Raw genomic sequence first — 18,041 nt, forward strand, 5'->3', positions numbered from 1 at the left:
CGGGTGCCGTGCGTCCTGGGGATGCCGCGCCGGCTGAGGGCGCCGCACGTCCTGGGAATGCCGTGCGGGGACCGTCAGCCCGCGACCACCAGGCCGACGATCTCGTCGTCCGAGAACCACACCCGGACGTCGGGCCGTCCGCTCGCGAAGGCCGCGTGCACCGCCTGCCGGATCTCGGGGGAGGGGTGGTTCAGGCTGCGCCACGCGCCGGACACGAACAGCCGCAGGCGTGGCGGGAGTTCACTCGGATACGGCAGCAACTCGTCCCAGTACCGCTCCGCCTGGCCCGAGCCGACCGCGTCCGGCAGCAGCCGGGTCACCGCGGCCCTGATGTCGGGCCTGTTGCCGATCCGCTGGGCGGCCGGACGGCCCGGCGCGTCCTGCTGCGGTGAGCCCGTCGCGCGCAGCACCGTACGCGCGCGTTCCGGGGTCATCGGCGGCTGGGCGGCAGCCTTGAGCATGCCCTGGAGCGCGGCCAGCGCGCCGACCACCTGCGCGGCGGCCGCGGAGGTCCCGGAGAACGTGTCCGTGTACCAGGCGATCTCCTCGGGCCCGCCCTGGAGATCGCCCGGCCGGTCCCAGGAGCCGCCGGTGGTGGTGACCTCGCGGCCCCAGCCCTGGGCGTCCACGCGGGCGCCGTGGTTGGAGAACGCGAGCCGGGAGCGGTCCGGGCCGTGGTCGCGGCCGTGGGTGCCGGGCGGCGGGGCGCCCGCGCCGACCAGGACCGCGCCGGAGGACGGGTGGGCGGGGTTGAACGGGTTGCGCCACCACTGAGGGAAGTCGTCGGGGCGGCGCTCGTAGACGGCGTCGTCGAGACACTCGCCGCCGTTGCCCCCGGCCGCCACGACCAGGACACCCCTGGCGGTCGCGAACCGTACGGCCGCGAAGTCGTCCGGCCACCACTCGACCGGGACGCAGCCGCGCTGGTCCTCGCGGACCTCGTGGCCGAACCGCGGTCCGGGGCGGTGCAGTCCGACCAGGACGACGTCACCGGGGCCCAGCCGGCCGGCCGCCGCGTGGATCGCCGCCGCCGTGCCGAGGCCCTGGAAGGACGCGGCCGCGGTCACCGCCTCCGGCACGATCCCGGTCACTCCCGGCCCGCCCGGGGCCCCGCCGAGCACGCCGAGCACCGCGGTGCCGTGGTTGCGCCAGGCCAGGTCGGCGAGCGGGGTGCCGACGACCACGCCGGCCGGCCCGGCGGCCAGGTCCTCGTGGCCCAGCTGCCAGGCGCCCTCGACGTCGATCACGGTCACCCCCCGACCCGTTCCGCCGGGACGCAGCCAGGCCCAGTGGGCGTCGACCCCCTCGGGCGCGGGGCGCAGATAGCCCTGCCGGCCGGTGAAGTCGGGCGTGAGCGGCGGGCCTTCCGTCGGCCCGGGCGCGCCCTCTTGCAGCCGAGGCGCGCCTTCTTGCGGTCCGGGCGCGCCCTCGTTGAGCCGGTGCTCGTCGTCGGCCACCGTCGCGGGGACGGCGGGCGGCTTGACGTACGCCGTGTCGACGCCCGGCAACACGGCGATCCCGGCCCGCAGTTCATCGGCCCGGTCCGCCCCGCCGCGCACCCGGTAGAAGCGCGCGAGATCGGGCGCGCCCTCGCCCACCGACCGCCGCACGCGCTCCTCGCCGCCGAACAGCGGCTCCAGGGAGAGCTGTTCGGCGTGGAGGTACAGGTCGAGGGCCGACACATCGGCACCGGCGGCCGAGCGGACCCCTTCGGCCCCGGCACGCAGCCGGGCCTCGGGGCGGGCGACGACGATCAGTTCGCGTTCGGCTCCCCGGTAGGTGAATCCCGCTCCGTCGGGGCCCGGGCCCCGCGGCGGCTGAACCGGCTCGGTCATCGGGTGCCGCTCCCCTCCCGTGCGGACGACGCGGGCGCTGCGGGTGCCTCCGTGCCTTCGGGGGACAACCAAGCACCACGGCGGCGGCCCGTCCAGACCGCGTTCGGGGGAGCGGCGGCGGAACGCTCCGACGGACAGGTGAGGGCGGTGCTCACGCACCGCCCTCATCCGCTCAATCCTCCGACGACGCGTCCCCGTCGTCCGGCTCCGGCTCAGGTTCCGCTTCCGGCCCCGTGTCGGTCTCCGGCCGCGGCGACCTGGGAGGCTTCGTACGACCACCTGGGCTGTCCCGCAGATAGGTCGAACTGTCGCTCCCGTCCGCGGTCGCGTGCCCGCCCGGCTGACCCGGCTGACCGCCGTCCCGGCGCCGCAGATACCGCTCGAACTCCCGGGCGATCGCCTCGCCCGAGGCCTCCGGCAGCTCCGCGGTGTCCCGGGCCTCCTCCAGCGTCTGGACGTACTCCGCGACCTCGGTGTCCTCGGCCGCCAGCTGGTCCACGCCGACCTGCCACGCGCGCGCGTCCTCGGCCAGCTCGCCCAGCGGGATCCGTACGTCGATCAGGTCCTCCAGACGGTTCAGGAGGGCCAGCGTCGCCTTCGGGTTCGGCGGCTGCGAGACGTAGTGCGGTACGGCCGCCCAGAGCGACACCGCGGGCACGCCCGCGTGGGTGCAGGCCTCCTGGAGGATGCCGACGATGCCCGTGGGGCCCTCGTACTTGGTCTCCTCCAGGTCCATCCGCTGGGCCAGGTCCGCGTCGGACGTGGTCCCGCTGATCGGCACCGGTCGGGTGTGCGGGGTGTCACCGAGCAGCGCGCCCAGGATCACCACCAGCTCCACGCCCAGTTCGTGGGCGAAGCCCAGCAGCTCGTTGCAGAACGAGCGCCACCGCATCGACGGTTCGATACCTCGGACGAGTACGAGATCGCGCGGCTTCTCACCGCCGACGCGGACCACCGACAACCTTGTCGTCGGCCACGTGATCTTGCGCACTCCGCCGTCCAGCCACACCGTGGGGCGGTTCACCTGGAAGTCGTAGTAGTCCTCGGCGTCGAGCGCCGCGAACACCTCGCCCTTCCACTCCCTGTCCAGATGCGCGACCGCGGTGGAGGCGGCGTCGCCGGCATCGTTCCAGCCCTCGAACGCGGCCACCATGACCGGGTCGATCAGCTCGGGAACCCCCTCGAGCTCGATCACCCAGGCCTCCTTCCGACGTGCCCTCGCTTAACGCACCAACCTTACGGCGTCCGACGGGGGCGCCCGCAGCCCCCTTGCACGGGGGAGTGAACGATCACTGCCCCGTTCGCCACCCTCGAACACCCCCCTTCAGAGGCTTGCGCGCAACCACTGTTCGACACTCGCGATGTGCACCGTCGCCCACGAACGCGCCGCCTCCCCGTCCCGGTCCCGCAGCGCCGCGAGGATCGCGCGGTGCTCGTGCAGGGTGCGGCTGACCGCGTCCTCCTGGGTCAGACCGCGCCAGATCCGGGCCCGGGTGGTGGGCCCGGAGAGGCCGTCCAGGAGGGAGCAGAGCACGGAGTTGCCGGAGCTCTGCACGATCCCGCGGTGGAAGTCGAGGTCGCAGGCGACCAGCTCCTCCACCGACGGACTGTCGCCGAGCTTGTCCAACTGGGCGCTCAGCGCGTCCAGTTGCTGCTCGCTGATCCGGGAGGCGGCCATCGCGGTGGCGGCCGGCTCCAGGATGCGGCGCACCGCGAGGAACTCCAGGACGGTGTCGTCGCGGTGGAAGTCCACGACGAAGCTCAGCGCCTCCAGCAGGAGTTGCGGGTCCAGGCTGGTCACGTACGTGCCGTCGCCCTGGCGGACGTCCAGGATCCGGATCAGCGACAGCGCCCGCACCGCCTCGCGCAGCGAGTTGCGCGAAAGTCCCAGCTCGGAGGCGAGTTCGCTCTCCTTGGGGAGCCGGTCGCCGGGGCGCAGAGCGCCGGAGACGATCATGTCCTTGATCTTCTCGATCGCCTCGTCGGTGACTGCCATGACCGGCCTCCCTGTCGCCTCATAGAGTGCGAGACGTCGTCTCTTCACATGCGAGACGTCGGATGTCTCAGCCCATTATGGGCATCTGCTCAGACGAGTGCTTCCAGATCCGCGATCACGGCCCCCTCGTCGAGCGTCCGCAGCTCACGGTCCCGCATCAGCACCCGCCCGTCCACGACCGTGTCCCGGACGTCCGCGGAGTGCGCCGCGTACGCCAGCGTCGACCACGGGTCGTGCAGCGGCCGCAGATGCGGGGCGTCCAGGTCCAGGACGATCAGATCGGCCCGCTTGCCCGCCTCCAGCGACCCCAGGTGCTCCGCCAGCCCCAGCGCCCGCGCGCCCTCGATCGTCGCCATGCGTACGGCGGTCTCGGCGCCGACCGCCGTGGGGTCACCGCCCGCCTTGTGCACGAGCGCCGCCTGCCGTACGGCCCCCAGCACGTCCAGCGAGTTGGAGCTGACGGCCCCGTCCGTGCCGAGCCCGACGGTCACCCCCGCGCTCAGCAGCCGCGGCACCGGCGCGATCCCGCAGCCCAGCTTGAGGTTGGAGACCGGACAGTGGGCGACCGAGGTGCCGGTGCGGGCCAGTGCCGCGATCTCCGGCCCGGTGAGGTCGACGGCGTGCGCGAGCAGCAGGTCGGGGCCGAGCAGCCCGAGCGAGTCGAGGAGCTGCACCGGCCGTTTCCCGTACCGCGTCTCCACGGTGGCGACCTCGGTGGCGTTCTCCGCCGCGTGGATGTGCAGCAGCGCCCCGAACTCGCGTGCCAGGGCGGCGATCCCGGTCAGCTGGTCGGGGGAGAGGGTGTACGCGGAGTGCGCGAAGACGACGGGACGGCGGCCGTGCCGGGCCTCGCCGCGTGCCTCCAGGTCGCGCCGGGCCCACGCGAGCCGCTCCTCGTACGCCCGCCCGTCGGGCGGTTCCGGTACGTCCATGAAGGTGGGGCCGGAGTGCAGCCGCCAGCCCGCCTCCCGGGCCGCCTGCTCGGCCGCCTCGTGGAACCAGTACATGTCGAGCGCCGAGGTCACCCCGGCCCGTACGCTCTCGGCGACCGCCAGCCGCACGGCCGCCGCCACGTTCTTCGGCGCCAACAGCTCGGCCTCGGCGGGCAGCACCCGCTCCAGGAACCCCTGGAGGGTCACGTCGTCGGCGCGGCCCCGCAGCAGGGTCATCGCGAGGTGGGTGTGGGTGTTGATCAGCCCCGGCAGGATCAGACAGCCCGAGGCGTCAATGGACTCTCCGGCTGTGAACCGAGTACACAGCTCTTCTGCCTGACCGACGGCCACTATCTCGCCCTCGTGAACAGCGACGGCACCGCTGTGAACCACGGTTCCGGCCTCGTCGACCGTCAGGACGGCACCGCCGTGCACCAACAGGTCGATGTTCACAGGGCGTCCCCCTCGGCGAGCAGCCGCAGCGCCTCCAGGGAGACCACCGCGCCCCGCTCGACACCGGCCGCCACGACGTCCCGGTGCGGGTCGTAGACGCTGGCGCCCTCGTCGTCCACCAGCTCGTCCGCGTTCGCCCCGTCCACCACCAGCACGCCACCCGCGACCAGCCCCCGCAGCGAGGCGGTGACCAGCAGCGCGGACAGCTCCATCTCGATCGCCGCGAGCCCGGCACCGTCGTAGGAGAACAGCGGGAGGAGCCCTGGCTGGAAGGCGGCCCGGGTCCAGACGATGCCCCGGTGGTGCGGTGCCCCGGTCTCGTGGGCCGCCCGCTGGAGCGCCAGGACCGCCTCGGGTGCCGAGACCGCCGGGTACTCGGGCGGCAGCAGCTGCTGGGTCACCCCGTCGTCCCGTACGGCCGCCTCGGCGATGACGAGATCGCCGTCGCCGATCCCGGGCTTCATCGCGCCCGCCGTACCGAACCGCAGGAGCGTGCGGACCCCCGCGTCCGCCAGCTCCTGGAACAGCAGGATCGCGCCCGGACCGCCCACGCCGTGCGAGGCGACGACGACCGGCACGCCCTTCCAACTCCCGCTGAACACCCGGTACTCGCGGTGGTACGACACCTCCACGGCACCGTCGAGCAGGGCGGCGACGGCGCCAGCGCGGGCCGGGTCGCCTACGACGACGGCGTGCTCCGGAAGGCCGGTGCGCGGTATGCGGGTGACGGGGAGGAGGTCTGGCTGGTCCTGGCTGGGCTGATCCTGGCTCATGAGGCGGCTCCGGACGGAGAAGGGGTACGGCGACGGCGGCGGGCCGTCGTGAGGAAGAGGGCGCCCAGCGTGACGACATAGGGCGCGGCGTCGGTCGCCTGCTGGGGCAGACCGAGGCCCTGGAGACGGAAGCCGGCCGCCTCGGCGAGGCCGAAGAGCAGCGCGGCGAGCAGGACGCCGACCGGGGCGGCACGGCCGAGCATGACCGCGACGACGGCGATCCAGCCACGGCCCGCCGTCATGTTCTCGGTGAACAAGGTGACGTTGCCGAGGGCGAGTTGGGCCCCGGCGAGCCCGCACAGGACTCCGGAGACCAGGATGGCCGCGTACTTGTACTTGGCCGGGCTCACCCCGAGCGTGGCCGCCGCGTCCGGTGCCTCGCCGACCCCGCGCAGCCGGAGCCCCCACACGTGCCGCGACAGCATCACCGCGGCCACGGCGACCGCCGCCCACGACAGATACGTGAGCGGGGTGAAGCCACCGACCAGAGGCAGCCCGGCCAGTGACGGATCGTCGAAAGTGCCCTGCACACCGAAGACCGTACGCAGGAGGAAGCCCGTCAGTCCGACGGCCAGGAGATTCATGGCCACGCCCAGAACCACCGCGTCCCCGCGCAGAGTTACCGTGCCGACGGCCAGGATCAGCGAGTACGCGGCCGCCGCGAGGGCCGCCGCCAGCACGCCGAGCCAGGCGCTGCCGGTGAACCAGCTGGTCGCGACCGACGTGAAACAGCCCATCAGCATCATGCCTTCGAGGCCGATGTTGAACACGCCCGCCCGTTCGCAGATCGCGCCGCCGAGCGCGGCCAGCAGGATCGGGGTCAGCGCACGCAGCGCCGACATCAGCAGATCGGAGTCGAAGAACATCACACCGCCTCCTTACGGCGGTTGAACCAGCGGCCGGGGAGACGCAGCCGGGCTGCGAGGAACACGATCACGATCGCCTGGAGCACCTGCGTCAGCTCGCGCGGTACCTCGGTCGTGCGCTCCATCGCGAGTCCGCCGACCTGGAGGACCGCGAAGAAGAACGCCGAGATCACCGTGCCGAGCGGGGCCGCCGTCGCCAGCAGCGCGGCCGTGAGCCCCGTCCAGGTGTAGCCGGGTGCCGTGAGCGAGCCGTCCACGAAGCGGTACGGGAAGCTCAACACCCCGATCGCGCCCACGAGTCCGGCGAGCGCACCCGAGATCGACATCAACTTCAGCGTCAGGCCCCGGCGTTCGACACCGGCGTACGCGGAGAAGCGCGCGTTGAGACCCGTCATGCGGATCTCGTACCCGAAGGCGGTGCGCCGGTCCGTGAACCAGTAGGCGGCCGCCGCGAGGACGACGAGGAGGAGGCCGACCGTGACCGTGGAGTCGCCGAACTCGTGAAGTGCCACCCCCTCGGGCATGGCCCGGGTCTGCGGCAGGCTGGAGCCGGGCTCCTTGAGCGGGTAGCGGGCCAGGTAGGAGGCCAGCGAGACCGCCGGGTAGCTGAGCAGCAGGCTGCTGACCAGGAGCGGGACGCCCAGGTGGTTCTCGCACAGGGCGGCCAGGGCGGCGTACACGGCTCCCGCCGCCATGCCGGCGACCAGGGCGAGGACGACGGTGAGGGGCGCGGGCAGCGGCGAGTACAGGCCGGTGACGGCGGCGGTGATCCCGCCGAGCACCATCTGCCCGTCGCCGCCGAGGTTGATCAGCCCGGCGCGCAGCGGGATCGCCAGCGCGAGCGCCATGCCGAGCACGCTCGTGCCCGTGGACAGCGTGGAGCCGATGCCGTCGGCGCCCAACGAGCCGGTGAGGACCGCCTGGTAGGCCGTGATCGGGTCCGCGCCGGTGCCGACGAGGAAGAGCGCGCCGATGACGACGCCCGCGAGCACGGAGAAGGTGATGGGGGAGCGCAGGGCTCCGGCTATTCGTTCGAGTCTCATGTCAGTCGGCGGCTTCCACTCGCTCGCTCGTGCCGCCCGCCATCGCGAGCCCCAACGTCCGTTCGTCCGCTGCGGACTTGTCGTAGGCCGCCGTGATCCGGCCCTCGTACATCACGAGGACCCGGTCCGCGAGCCCACGGATCTCGCTGAGTTCGGCCGAGACGAGGAGGACGGCGTGACCGGCGTCGCGGTAGGCGATCAGCTGGTCGTGGATGTTCTGGATCGCGCCGATGTCGACGCCGCGCGTGGGCTGCTCGACGAGCAACAGCGGGGCGTCATGGGCGAGTTCGCGGCCGATCAGCAGCTTCTGGAGGTTGCCGCCGGAGAGTGCGGAGGCCCGGGTGTCCGGGGTGGGCGCCTTGATGCCGAAGCGCTCGATCAGCCGCCGCGCGTGTGCCCGGACGGACGCCGGCGGCAGCAGGCCGCGGTGCGACAGGGACGTCCGGTGGTGTCCCATCGCGAGGTTGTCCGCCACGGACGCGGCAGGGGCCGTACCGACCGCGTGCCGGTCCTCGGGGACGTACGCCAGGCCCTTGAGACGGCGTTCGGTGGCCGAGGCGTGGGTGATGTCGTCGCCCTTGAGGGCCACACGGCCGGACGTCACCGGCCGGAGCCCGGCCAGCGCCTCGACCAGCTCGCTCTGTCCGTTGCCCGCGACGCCCGCGATGCCGACGATCTCGCCCGCGCGGACGGTGAGTTGGGCCTCGTGCACCCCGGGAGTCGCGAGACCGGACACCTCCAGCACCACGTCAGCCGGTGTCCCCGGCGCGTGGATGCGGTCCAGTTCGACCGCGCGGCCGGTCATCGCGGCGGCGATCTCGTCGGCCGAGGTCTCGGCGGTGACCAGGCGGGCCACGACCCGGCCGTCCCGCAGAACGGTGACGTTGTCGCTGCCCTCCAGCACCTCGCGCAGCTTGTGCGTGACGAGGATCACCGTACGGCCCTCCGCCGCCAGCGACTTGAGCACGGCGAAGAGGGCGTCGGCCTCGGAGGGCGTGAGCACCGCCGTCGGCTCGTCGAGGATCAGCGTGCGGGCACCGCGGTGCAGCAGCTTCAGGATCTCGACGCGCTGACGCAGGCCGACCGGCAGCTCGCCGACCCGGGCGTCCGGGTCCACCGCCAGGCCGTGCTCCTCGGCCAGCTCGCGCACCCGGAGGCGGGCCGCGGCCCGGTCCAGCAGGCCGAAGCGGCGCGGCTCGGCGGCGTAGACGACGTTCTCGGCGACCGTCAGCGAGTCGAACAGCTTGAAGCTCTGGTGGACCATGCCGAGCCCGGCGGCCATCGCGTCGGACGGGCTGCCGAAGGTGACGTCCCGCCCCTCGATACGGATCGTCCCGGCATCCGGGCGCTCCATGCCGTACAGGACCGACATGAGCGTGGACTTGCCCGCGCCGTTCTCGCCCATCAGCGCGTGGATCTCACCGCGGCGGACGGTCAGGTCGACGGAGTCGTTGGCGAGCGTGCCGGGGAACCGCTTGGTGATTCCCCGGAGCTCGACCGCGACGTCCGCGCTGTCCCGAGGTTCAGCTCGCGGCGGGGTCATCGACCGTCAGCTTCCCGGCGACGATCTGGTCGCGCAGTTCCTTGACCTTCGTCAGGACGTCCTTGTGGTCGGCGATCACGCACTTCGACGAGTCGACGCCGGCCTCCAGGCCGGTCAGGCTGATGCCGCCCTCCTTGAGGCCGTACGACACCGTCGTGCCCGTCGTGCCGGACAGCACCGACTCGACGCCCTTCTCCACGGCGATGTCCGTGCGCTTGATCACGTTGTCGACGACCGTGCCGGGCGCCGAGGGGCACTGGTTGACGTCGACGCCGTACGCGAACGCGCCCTTGGCCTTCGCGGCCTCGAAGACGCCGTAGTTGCCGGCCGCCGCGGCCGCCATGATCTGGTCGTAGCCCTTGGCCAGCAGGGTGTTCGCCTGCTCCTTGGCGCGCGCCGAGTCGTCGAAGGGGGACTGGCCGCCGACGAACCGCGTGGAGGTCTGCGTCTTGGCGGCGACCTTCTTGGCACCGGCCGCGAACGGGTCGCTGTAGCGGCGGAACTGGGGCGTGTCGAGGACGTCGACCGCGCCGACCTTGCCGGACTTGGACAGCAGGCCCGCCTCGGCGCCGGCGAGGTAGACACCCTCGTGCTCGCGGAAGACCGCGCAGCTGACGTTCTGATACGTCTTCGTGGTGCAGGCGTCGATGATCAGGAACTGCTGCTTCGGGTTCTTCTGCGCCTGCTGGGCGACGAGGTCGGCGAACTCGAAGCCGACCAGCACGATGACGTCCGGCTTGGCGTCCACCGCGGCCTGCACGTTCTGCTGCTGGGACGCGGTGTCCGTGGACTCGTAGACCTTCTGCGTGCCGTCGTGCTGCTTCGCCGCGTCCTTGATCCCGGTGACGGCGAGCTTCAGGAACTCGTTCTGGCCCACGGCGTCCGGGGTGACCAGGGTGAACGACTTGCCGCTGCCGCCGCTCGCGGAGTCGGAGGCGGTGTCGTTCTTGGCGGCGGCGTTGCAGGCGGTGGCCGCGGTGACCAGGAGTGCGGTGGCGGCGGCGACTTGGAGCGTACGGCGGTTTCTGCGGGACATCGGGGACCTTCCGGGATACGGCAGTGCGCGCTCCGACGGGAGCGCGTGAGGGTGGGCGGGAGCGCCGTGGGGGGAGAGGGACGGGTCAGCGTCGACAGCCGTCGCCCGCACACCGACCGAAGTCGAGGAAACGGCGCTTGGTCAGCAGCACGGGCTTCCTCCTTCGTCTCGGTCTGCGGACTGGTTGGTGGACAGTACCACCCGGTTCCAGACACCCGCTCGAATGTCTCGAACTATGGTTCTCCCAGGTCATGTACGGTGGCAAACACCACCGGAACATCAGGAGTGTCCCGAAATGTCCCAGGAATTGCGTGCCGTCGACTGGACCGGAGACGGCCTCGCCCTCATCGACCAGACGCTGCTGCCGCACCGCACCGAGACGATGGCTGTCCGCGATGTGGACACCCTGGTCGACGCGATCCAGCGCCTCGTGGTGCGCGGCGCGCCCGCGATCGGGGCGGCGGGCGGATACGGCGTGGCACTGGCTCTCGTACAGGGCGAGCGGGAGGGCTGGTCGGAGACCGAGGTGCGGGCGGCCGTCGCCCGCGTCCGGGAGGCCCGGCCCACCGCCGTCAACCTCATGGTGTGCGTGGACCGCGTGATGACCCGCTTCGGCGAAGGGCTCGACGCGGTGCTGGAAGAGGCCGCCACCGTCCAGCGCGAGGACGTCTCGGCGAACCGGGCGATGGGCGCCTTCGGTGCTGATTGGCTGCTCGAAAAGGTGGGCGCCGACCGGCCGTTGAGGATTCTGACGCACTGCAACACCGGCGCCCTCGCGACGGCCGGGTGGGGCACGGCCCTCGGTGTCATCCGTGAACTCCACGCGCGCGGACGCCTGGAGGTCGTCTACGCCGACGAGACGCGTCCCCTGCTCCAGGGATCCCGGCTCACCGCCTGGGAGTTGGTCCAGGAGGGCATCCCGCACTACGTCCAGGCCGACGGGGCGGCGGCGGGCACGATCCTGCGCGGCGAGGTCGACGCGGCGATCGTCGGCGCGGACCGCATCGCGGCCAACGGCGACACGGCGAACAAGGTCGGCACCGTGGGCGTCGCCCTCGCCTGCGCCGACGCCGGCATCCCCTTCCTGGTGGCGGCGCCCACGACCACGGTGGACCTCTCCACCGCGACCGGCGACGACATCCACATCGAACTCCGCGGTGAGGCCGAGGTGTTGGAGTGGGCCGGTGTCCGCACGGCTCCGGCGGAGTCCCGCGGCCACAACCCGGCGTTCGACGTGACACCGGGGCGGCTGGTGACCGGGCTGGTGACCGAGCGGGGTGTGCTGGAGGTCTCGGCGGGCGAACTGCCGGGCGACCGGCTGAAGTAGGCGCACAGGAACTTGCTGGAGCAGGCGCACTTGAACCTGCCGAAGCAGGCGCCCATGAAAAGCAGGCGCCCATGAAAAGAGGGGATCCCCTGTCCCGGGGATCCCCTCTTCCGCTGTCTCAGCGGCCCGCGAGCTCCAACTCCAGCAGCCACTCCACCACTTCGGTGTGATGCCGGGCCTGCCGCGGATCGGCGCCCCACACATAGAGCCCGTGCCCGGCGACGACCACGGCCGGCATCCCGGGGTTCCGCGCCTCCTCCAGCCGATCGCCCAGCACCTTCATGTCCTGGCTGTTGGCGATGACCGGCAGCGTCACCTCGACGTCGTGCGCGGGCTGGCCGACACCCTTGAGCATCTCCACGTCGCTGAAGACGATCCCGCCCGGCTCCCGCTTGCCCATGGCCACCGAGGCGACGGTGTGCACGTGGACCACGGCACCGGCCCCGGTGAGCGCGGCCACGCGCGCGTGCAGCTCGGCCTCGGCGGACGGCTTTCCGCCCCGCACGGCCGCGCCCTGTCCGTCGACCAACACCACGTCCGCGGGCGTCAGTTCACCCTTGTCGTGGCCGCTGGCGGTGACGGCGAGCAGCAGCGGCTCACGCGAGAGCACCACGGAGAGGTTCCCCGAGGTGCCCCGCATCCAGCCGAAGGAGGCGAAGCGGGCGGACTCGGCGGCGAGGACCGCCCCCGCCTCTTCCAGGTCGAGTGCGCTGATGTCGGCGGTCACGAAGTGCTCCTTGAAACGGTGATCTCGTCGAACGACCCCGCCGCAGCGTGGTTGCCGACGCCTTGCTGGAAATACGGCTCCCCGGGCCGCCGGATCCCGACGGCGTGCCAGCCCGCCTCGCGGGCCGCGTCCAGCTCACCGGGACGGTCGGAGAGGAACAGCAGCCGGTCCGGCGCGAGGCCGGTCGCCGAGGCGATCCGGCGGTACGACTCCGCCTCCTGCTTGGGCCCGGCGTTCTCGGTGTCGTAGAGACCGGAGACCAGTGAAGTCAGGTCGCCCTCGGGGCTGTTGGTGAACCACGCCCGCTGCGCCGCGACCGACCCCGACGAGTAGACGTACAGCCGTACGCCCGCCGCGTGCCAGGCGCGCAACTCCGGTACGACGTCGTCGTAGAAGTGCGAGACGAGGTCCCCGCGCGCGAAGCCCTCGGACCAGATGATCCCCTGGAGGGTCTTCAGCGGGGTTGCCTTGCGGTCCTCGTCGAGCCAGGTGTTGAGCGCCTTCTCGATGTCGGCGGCACCGGCGTCCGGGTCGCCGATCTCCTCGCGCACCTGCGCGACCGCACGCGCCACCTCGGGGTCCTCGGACCGCTCGGTGAGCAGCGCGGCGAACCGTGAGCGGGAGTACGGGTAGAGCACGTCGACGACGAACCCCGTGGCGCTCGTGGTGCCCTCGATGTCGAGCACCACGGCGTCCACGTCGTAGTGCACGCTCACGCGTGGTACCCGGCCGCGATCGTGTCGTAGTCCGGGAAGCGGGAGGCGATGGGGGAGCCGGTGAAGTTGCCGATCCAGCCGTCCTCCTCGTGGAAGAAGCGGATCGCGGTGAAGGACGGGCTGGTGCCCATGTCGAACCAGTGCGTGGTGCCCCGCGGCACGCCGAGCAGGTCGCCTTTCTCGCAGAAGACCGCGTGCACCTCGCCGTTCACGTGCAGATAGAAGATGCCGGACCCGGAGACGAAGAAGCGGACCTCGTCATCGTCGTCGTGGGTGTGCTCCTGGAGGAACTTCTCGCGGGCCGCCTTCGCCTTCGCGGGGAACTCCGGGTCGTCGCTGGGGTGCAGACCGAGGACGTCGACGGTGGTGAAGCCCTCCTCGGCGTTCAGCTTCTCGATCTCGGGGCCGTAGGCGGCGAAGACGGTCTCGCTGTCGGCGTCGAACGGGACGTCCTCACGGATCGGCCACTGCTCGTAGCGCACCCCGATCGGCTTGAGCGCCTCGGCGATCTCGGCGGGGTCCGAGGTGCGGCGGACCAGGGTCTCGGGGCCGGACTCGGACCAGGTGGTCAGCAGCGTCATGGGAACAACTCCAGGGCTCTGGAAGGAATGTCCGGATACCGAGACAAGCACCGGACGGGCGGGGAGGGAAGGAGGAGCGAGGCGGGCAGTTCGTCAGCCGCGACACAGCGCGCCGGGACAGCGGTGTACGCAGGGCATACACATCGCTTTCGCGCCAGGTGTCGTCATCAGGGCCTCACTGTGCCGGGTCGGGTGCCGGTCTTGTGATGGTAACCGGCGTCGTGACCTGCACCGGGTGTGACGAAGTCGTTGTCTCACCTGGTGAGAAAGCGGTTCCAAAACATTTGACGTCTGGCTGAAATCGTTCTCATGATCTGCGTATGAAGACGCTGCTGCTCGTGCGGCGGCTGTACGTGGACTTGCTCCGGTCGACCACGGCCAGCTGTCGCTGACCCCTCCCGGAGCATCCGTACGCCCGCCGACCGGCGTGCGCGGCGGCGCGTTCGTCTCTCCTGCTCCGGGCCCGGCACCCGTCTCTTCATCCCCTCTGCACCACCCCGCACCTGGAGCCCCTCATGTCCCGCACCCGTCTGCCCCTCGCCGCGCTGTCCCTCGCGTCCGTCTCGGCCCTCGTGCTCTCGGGCTGCTCGCAGTCCACGGACGCGTCGAAGAACACCGGCGACACCGCCGCCTCCGCCTCGGCCGCCACCGGCAAGAAGCCGGCCCCCTTCAGCGCGGGCGCGGTCAAGGTGGCCCTGGTCCGGCAGAGCGGCGCAGGTGACTACTTCGAGCAGTGGGGCAACGGCGCCAAGGCCCAGGCCAAGGCCCTCGGCATCGACCTGACGGTGTACGACGCCCAGGCCGACAACGCCAAGCAGGCCACCGACCTGTCCTCCGCGATCAACTCCGGAGCCAAGGCGATCATCATCGACCACGGCTTCCCGGCGACGATCCAGCCGGAGATCGACAAGGCCGTGAAGAAGGGCATCAAGGTCGTCGTCTACGACGTCGAGACCTCGACCAAGGGCGTGGTCAGCACCGAGCAGGACGACGCCAGCATGGCGCAGGCCGTCCTCGACGTGATGTCCAAGGACCTCGGCAAGAACGCCAAGGTCGGCTACGTCAACGTCGCCGGTTACGCCGCCCTCGACAAGCGCAACACCGTCTGGGCGAAGGAACTCGCCGCGCAGGGCTGGAAGCAGCAGTTCAAGGTCGGCAAGGTCACCGACTCCACGGCCACCGACAACGTTCCCCTGGTCTCCGCCGCGCTCACCCAGCACTCCGACGTGACCGGGATCTTCGCCCCCTACGACGAGCTGGCCAAGGGCACGGTCCTCGCCGTCCAGAACAAGAAGCTCCAGGACAAGGTGAAGGTCTTCGGCGCGGACGTCTCCAACGCCGACATCCAGCAGATGACCGCCGCCGACAGCCCGTGGGTCGCCACGGCGGGCACCGACCCGTCCGCGGTGGGCGCGGCCGTCGTCCGGACCACCGCGCTGGAGCTGGCCGGTCAGCTGAACAAGACCTCCGTCGAGTTCCCGGCCGTCGCCATCACCCAGGACTTCCTGCGCGAGAAGAAGATCGAGAACATGGACCAGCTGCGGGAGGCGCTGCCCGCGCTGAACCTGTCGCAGGTCTCGACCGCGGACTGGATCTCGAATGTCGCCCACTGAGACGCCTGCCGTAGGTCTCACCGACGTCAGCATGGCCTTCGGCGGCAAGACCGTCCTCGCCTCCGTCACCCTCGACATCGCCCCGGGCAGCGTGGTCGCGCTGCTCGGCGCGAACGGCGCCGGCAAGTCCACGCTGATCAAGATCCTGTCGGGCGTGCACACCGGCCACGGGGGAGAGGTGCGGGTCGCGGGGGAGCCCGCGGCTCTCCAGTCCCCGCTCGCCGCCCGGCAGTTGGGCATCCAGACCGTGCACCAGCGCATCGGCGAGGGGATCGTGCCGGGCCTCTCGGTCGCCGAGAACCTGGTCTTCGAGGAGCTGGCCCAGGCACGCGGCAACCCCTTCCTGAACGGACGCCGCGTCCTGGCACGGGCCCGCGAGATCCAGGCGGGCCTCGAACTCGGCTGGAGCGACACCGTCCTGAAGAAGGACGTCACCGAACTCGGCATCTCCGACCGCCAGTTGCTCATCCTCGCCCGCGCCCTGGCCACCCGCCCCCGGCTGCTGATCCTCGACGAGCCGACCTCCGCCCTGTCCGCCGCCGAGGCCGAACGCCTCTTCGCGCTGGTCGAGAGGATGCGCGACGACGGCATCGCGGTCCTCTACGTCTCCCACCGCCTCGGCGAGATCGACGCGCTCGCCGACCGCCTGGTCGTCCTGCGCGACGGCCTTCTCACCGAGGACCAGGCCAAGCCCTTCGACTGGGACAGCGCCCTGCGCGCGATGCTGGCCCAGGCCCAGGAGGCGACCACGGCCCGCCCGGTCGCTGCCGGGGACGGCGCCGGTGACGTGATCCTGTCCCTCAAGGGCGTCCGCCTCTTCGAGGGCCGCGCTCCCCTCGACCTCGACCTCCGCACCGGCGAAGTCACCGGTGCCGTGGGCCTGTTGGGCGCGGGCAAGACCGAGCTGGCCCGCGGCCTCTTCGGCGCCGAGCCCTTCGCCACCGGTTCCGTCGAGCTGGACGGCAGGCCGTACGCGCCGAGGCGGCCCTCCGACGCCATCCGCGGCGGCATCCACCTGGTCCCCGAGGACCGGCACGCCGACGCCCTGGTCCCCGGCTGGTCGCTGGCCCAGAACATCTCCCTGCCGTTCCTGAAGTCGCTGTCGAGGGCCGGGCTGGTCCAGCGTTCCAAGGAGGACGCCCTGGGCCGCGAGACCATCGAGGCCCTCGGAGTCGTGGCCCGCGACGAGCACAGCACCGTGGAGGAGCTGTCCGGCGGCAACCAGCAGAAGGTCGTCGTCGGCCGCTGGCTCGCCGAGACCCCCCGAGTCCTCATCCTGGACGAGCCGTTCCGAGGCGTGGACATCGGTGCCCGCCGGGACATCGGCCGCCGGGCCCGGGCCCTCGCCGCCGAGGGGGCCGCCGTGCTCGTCCTGTCCGCCGACGTCGACGAGGTCCTGGAGATCGCCGACCGCGTCGTCGTGCTCGCCGCCGGTGAGATCCACCTCGACGCCTACGGCGAGGACGCGGAACGCGACCGCGTCATCCAGACCATCTCGGCGTCGGTGTGACGCCCGCCGCTGCCGCCGCCGAAGGCCGAAGGAAGCACCCATGACCACGACCCAGAGCGCCCCGGCGAAGACGGCGATCCCGCCCACCGCCACCACGGCCGTCCGCGTCCAGAACGCCGTCATCAAGTACGGCTTCATCTTCGTCACGGTCGCGCTGTTCCTGTACTTCGCGCTGAGCGAGGGCTCCTTCCGCGAGTCGGCGACCCTCCTCGACACCCTGCGCTACGTCTCCGTAGCCGCGATCCTCGGCCTCGGCGTCACCCTCACCATGGCCGTCGGCGGGATGGACATGTCCGTCGGCGCGGTCGCGGGCCTCGGCGTCTCGGTCGCCGCCCAGACGATGGTCGTACAGAACCAGGTCGGCACGGTCGCGATCATCGCGGTCCTCGCGGCGGGCGCCCTCGCGGGCCTCCTCAACGCCCTGCTGATCGTCGTACTGAAGATCCCCGACATGCTCGCCACCCTCGGCACCATGTTCGTCATCCAGGGCGGCAAACTCATCCTGGTCGACGGCCAGTCGATCACCCCGGGCATGACCCTGGACGACGGCTCGACCGCGCCCGGCAAGTTCACCGCGGGCTTCCTGAAGATCGACCGCGGCACCGTCCTCGGCATCCCCATCTCGGTCCTCATCTTCGGCGGACTGACCCTCGCCGCCTGGGTGTTCCTCGCCCGCACCCGCTGGGGCCGGGTGCTCTACGCCATCGGCGCCAACCCCGAGGCCTCCCGGCTGGCCGGCATCCGCGTCGGCGCCTACCGGGCGCTCGCCTACGTCCTCTCCGGCGTCCTCGCCTCGATCGGCGGCCTGATCCTGGCGTCCCGCATCGGCCAGGGCGATGTGTCCGCCGGAACCTCCCAGTTGCTGGAAGCGGTCGCGGTCGCGCTGGTCGGCACCTCGGTCCTCGGCCGGGGCCGCCCGAACGTCTGGGGCACGGCACTCGGTGCGGTGCTCATCGGCATCATCACCACCGGCCTCACCATCAAGGGACTGCCGTACTACACCCAGGACGTCGTCGAGGGCGCGGTCCTCATCCTCGCCCTGGTCTTCAGCTTCACGTTGTCCAAGCGCCGCACCGCATAGGGGAGTTCA

The 18,041-nt window shown here is 71.7% G+C and carries 16 protein-coding genes; 4 read left to right on the top strand and 12 right to left on the bottom strand.

The features are described from left to right. Positions 1 to 74 precede the first annotated feature (74 nt). From G3I78_RS24785 to G3I78_RS24825, 9 genes are all read right to left on the bottom strand, one after another. The gene (locus tag G3I78_RS24785) at positions 75 to 1,835 is read right to left on the bottom strand and encodes a S8 family peptidase (protein WP_164428229.1); all 1,761 of its coding nucleotides are present in this window, start codon (positions 1,833 to 1,835) and stop codon (positions 75 to 77) included. A gap of 172 nt (positions 1,836 to 2,007) precedes the next feature. Then, positions 2,008 to 3,030, bottom strand: a complete 1,023-nt coding sequence (locus G3I78_RS24790; protein WP_164428230.1) for a PAC2 family protein — start codon at positions 3,028 to 3,030, stop codon at positions 2,008 to 2,010. A gap of 129 nt (positions 3,031 to 3,159) precedes the next feature. Beyond that, the gene (locus tag G3I78_RS24795; RefSeq protein ID WP_164428233.1) at positions 3,160 to 3,831 is read right to left on the bottom strand and encodes a FadR/GntR family transcriptional regulator; all 672 of its coding nucleotides are present in this window, start codon (positions 3,829 to 3,831) and stop codon (positions 3,160 to 3,162) included. A gap of 89 nt (positions 3,832 to 3,920) precedes the next feature. Then, positions 3,921 to 5,216: an amidohydrolase gene (locus tag G3I78_RS24800; protein WP_164428235.1), complete on the bottom strand. Its 1,296-nt coding sequence runs from the start codon at positions 5,214 to 5,216 to the stop codon at positions 3,921 to 3,923. After that, complete coding sequence (locus tag G3I78_RS24805) at positions 5,213 to 5,989, bottom strand: nucleoside phosphorylase (RefSeq protein WP_164428237.1); 777 nt, start codon at positions 5,987 to 5,989, stop codon at positions 5,213 to 5,215. The genes G3I78_RS24800 and G3I78_RS24805 overlap by 4 nt, the downstream gene beginning before the upstream one ends. After that, complete coding sequence (locus G3I78_RS24810) at positions 5,986 to 6,855, bottom strand: ABC transporter permease (RefSeq protein ID WP_164428239.1); 870 nt, start codon at positions 6,853 to 6,855, stop codon at positions 5,986 to 5,988. Before G3I78_RS24810 ends, G3I78_RS24805 begins: the two co-directional genes overlap by 4 nt. After that, on the bottom strand, positions 6,855 to 7,898 hold the full coding sequence (locus tag G3I78_RS24815) for an ABC transporter permease (protein ID WP_164428241.1): 1,044 nt from the start codon (positions 7,896 to 7,898) through the stop codon (positions 6,855 to 6,857). Before G3I78_RS24815 ends, G3I78_RS24810 begins: the two co-directional genes overlap by 1 nt. A 1-nt stretch (position 7,899) precedes the next feature. Next, entirely contained in the window at positions 7,900 to 9,441 is a 1,542-nt protein-coding gene (locus tag G3I78_RS24820) for an ABC transporter ATP-binding protein (RefSeq protein ID WP_164428243.1), read from the bottom strand. After that, entirely contained in the window at positions 9,422 to 10,477 is a 1,056-nt protein-coding gene (locus G3I78_RS24825) for a BMP family ABC transporter substrate-binding protein (protein ID WP_164428245.1), read from the bottom strand. Before G3I78_RS24825 ends, G3I78_RS24820 begins: the two co-directional genes overlap by 20 nt. Before the next feature lie 295 nt (positions 10,478 to 10,772). Here G3I78_RS24825 and mtnA point away from each other — a divergent pair, with 295 nt between their 5' ends. Beyond that, the gene (mtnA, locus tag G3I78_RS24830) at positions 10,773 to 11,804 is read left to right on the top strand and encodes an S-methyl-5-thioribose-1-phosphate isomerase (protein ID WP_164428247.1); all 1,032 of its coding nucleotides are present in this window, start codon (positions 10,773 to 10,775) and stop codon (positions 11,802 to 11,804) included. A gap of 118 nt (positions 11,805 to 11,922) precedes the next feature. Here mtnA and mtnB read toward each other — a convergent pair whose 3' ends face one another. Genes mtnB through G3I78_RS24845 form a run of 3 tightly spaced genes read right to left on the bottom strand, consistent with a single transcriptional unit; the run spans position 11,923 to position 13,828 of the window. Next, entirely contained in the window at positions 11,923 to 12,531 is a 609-nt protein-coding gene (gene mtnB / locus G3I78_RS24835; RefSeq protein ID WP_164428249.1) for a methylthioribulose 1-phosphate dehydratase, read from the bottom strand. Continuing rightward, on the bottom strand, positions 12,528 to 13,247 hold the full coding sequence (gene mtnC / locus G3I78_RS24840) for an acireductone synthase (protein WP_164428251.1): 720 nt from the start codon (positions 13,245 to 13,247) through the stop codon (positions 12,528 to 12,530). The genes mtnB and mtnC overlap by 4 nt, the downstream gene beginning before the upstream one ends. After that, positions 13,244 to 13,828, bottom strand: a complete 585-nt coding sequence (locus tag G3I78_RS24845; RefSeq protein WP_164428253.1) for a cupin domain-containing protein — start codon at positions 13,826 to 13,828, stop codon at positions 13,244 to 13,246. The genes mtnC and G3I78_RS24845 overlap by 4 nt, the downstream gene beginning before the upstream one ends. A 515-nt stretch (positions 13,829 to 14,343) precedes the next feature. On the opposite strand from G3I78_RS24845, the gene G3I78_RS24850 reads away from it, so the two are divergent. From G3I78_RS24850 to G3I78_RS24860, 3 genes are read left to right on the top strand one after another with little or no spacing between them, the layout of a single operon-like run. After that, entirely contained in the window at positions 14,344 to 15,441 is a 1,098-nt protein-coding gene (locus G3I78_RS24850) for a substrate-binding domain-containing protein (protein WP_164428255.1), read from the top strand. After that, a complete protein-coding gene (locus G3I78_RS24855) occupies positions 15,428 to 16,951 on the top strand; it encodes a sugar ABC transporter ATP-binding protein (RefSeq protein ID WP_164428257.1) in 1,524 nt (507 codons plus the stop codon). Before G3I78_RS24850 ends, G3I78_RS24855 begins: the two co-directional genes overlap by 14 nt. A 40-nt stretch (positions 16,952 to 16,991) precedes the next feature. Then, a complete protein-coding gene (locus G3I78_RS24860) occupies positions 16,992 to 18,032 on the top strand; it encodes an ABC transporter permease (protein WP_164428259.1) in 1,041 nt (346 codons plus the stop codon). Positions 18,033 to 18,041 lie beyond the last annotated feature (9 nt).

This window comes from Streptomyces sp. SID13726 (assembly GCF_010548375.1).
Taxonomy (GTDB): Bacteria; Actinomycetota; Actinomycetes; order Streptomycetales; family Streptomycetaceae; genus Streptomyces.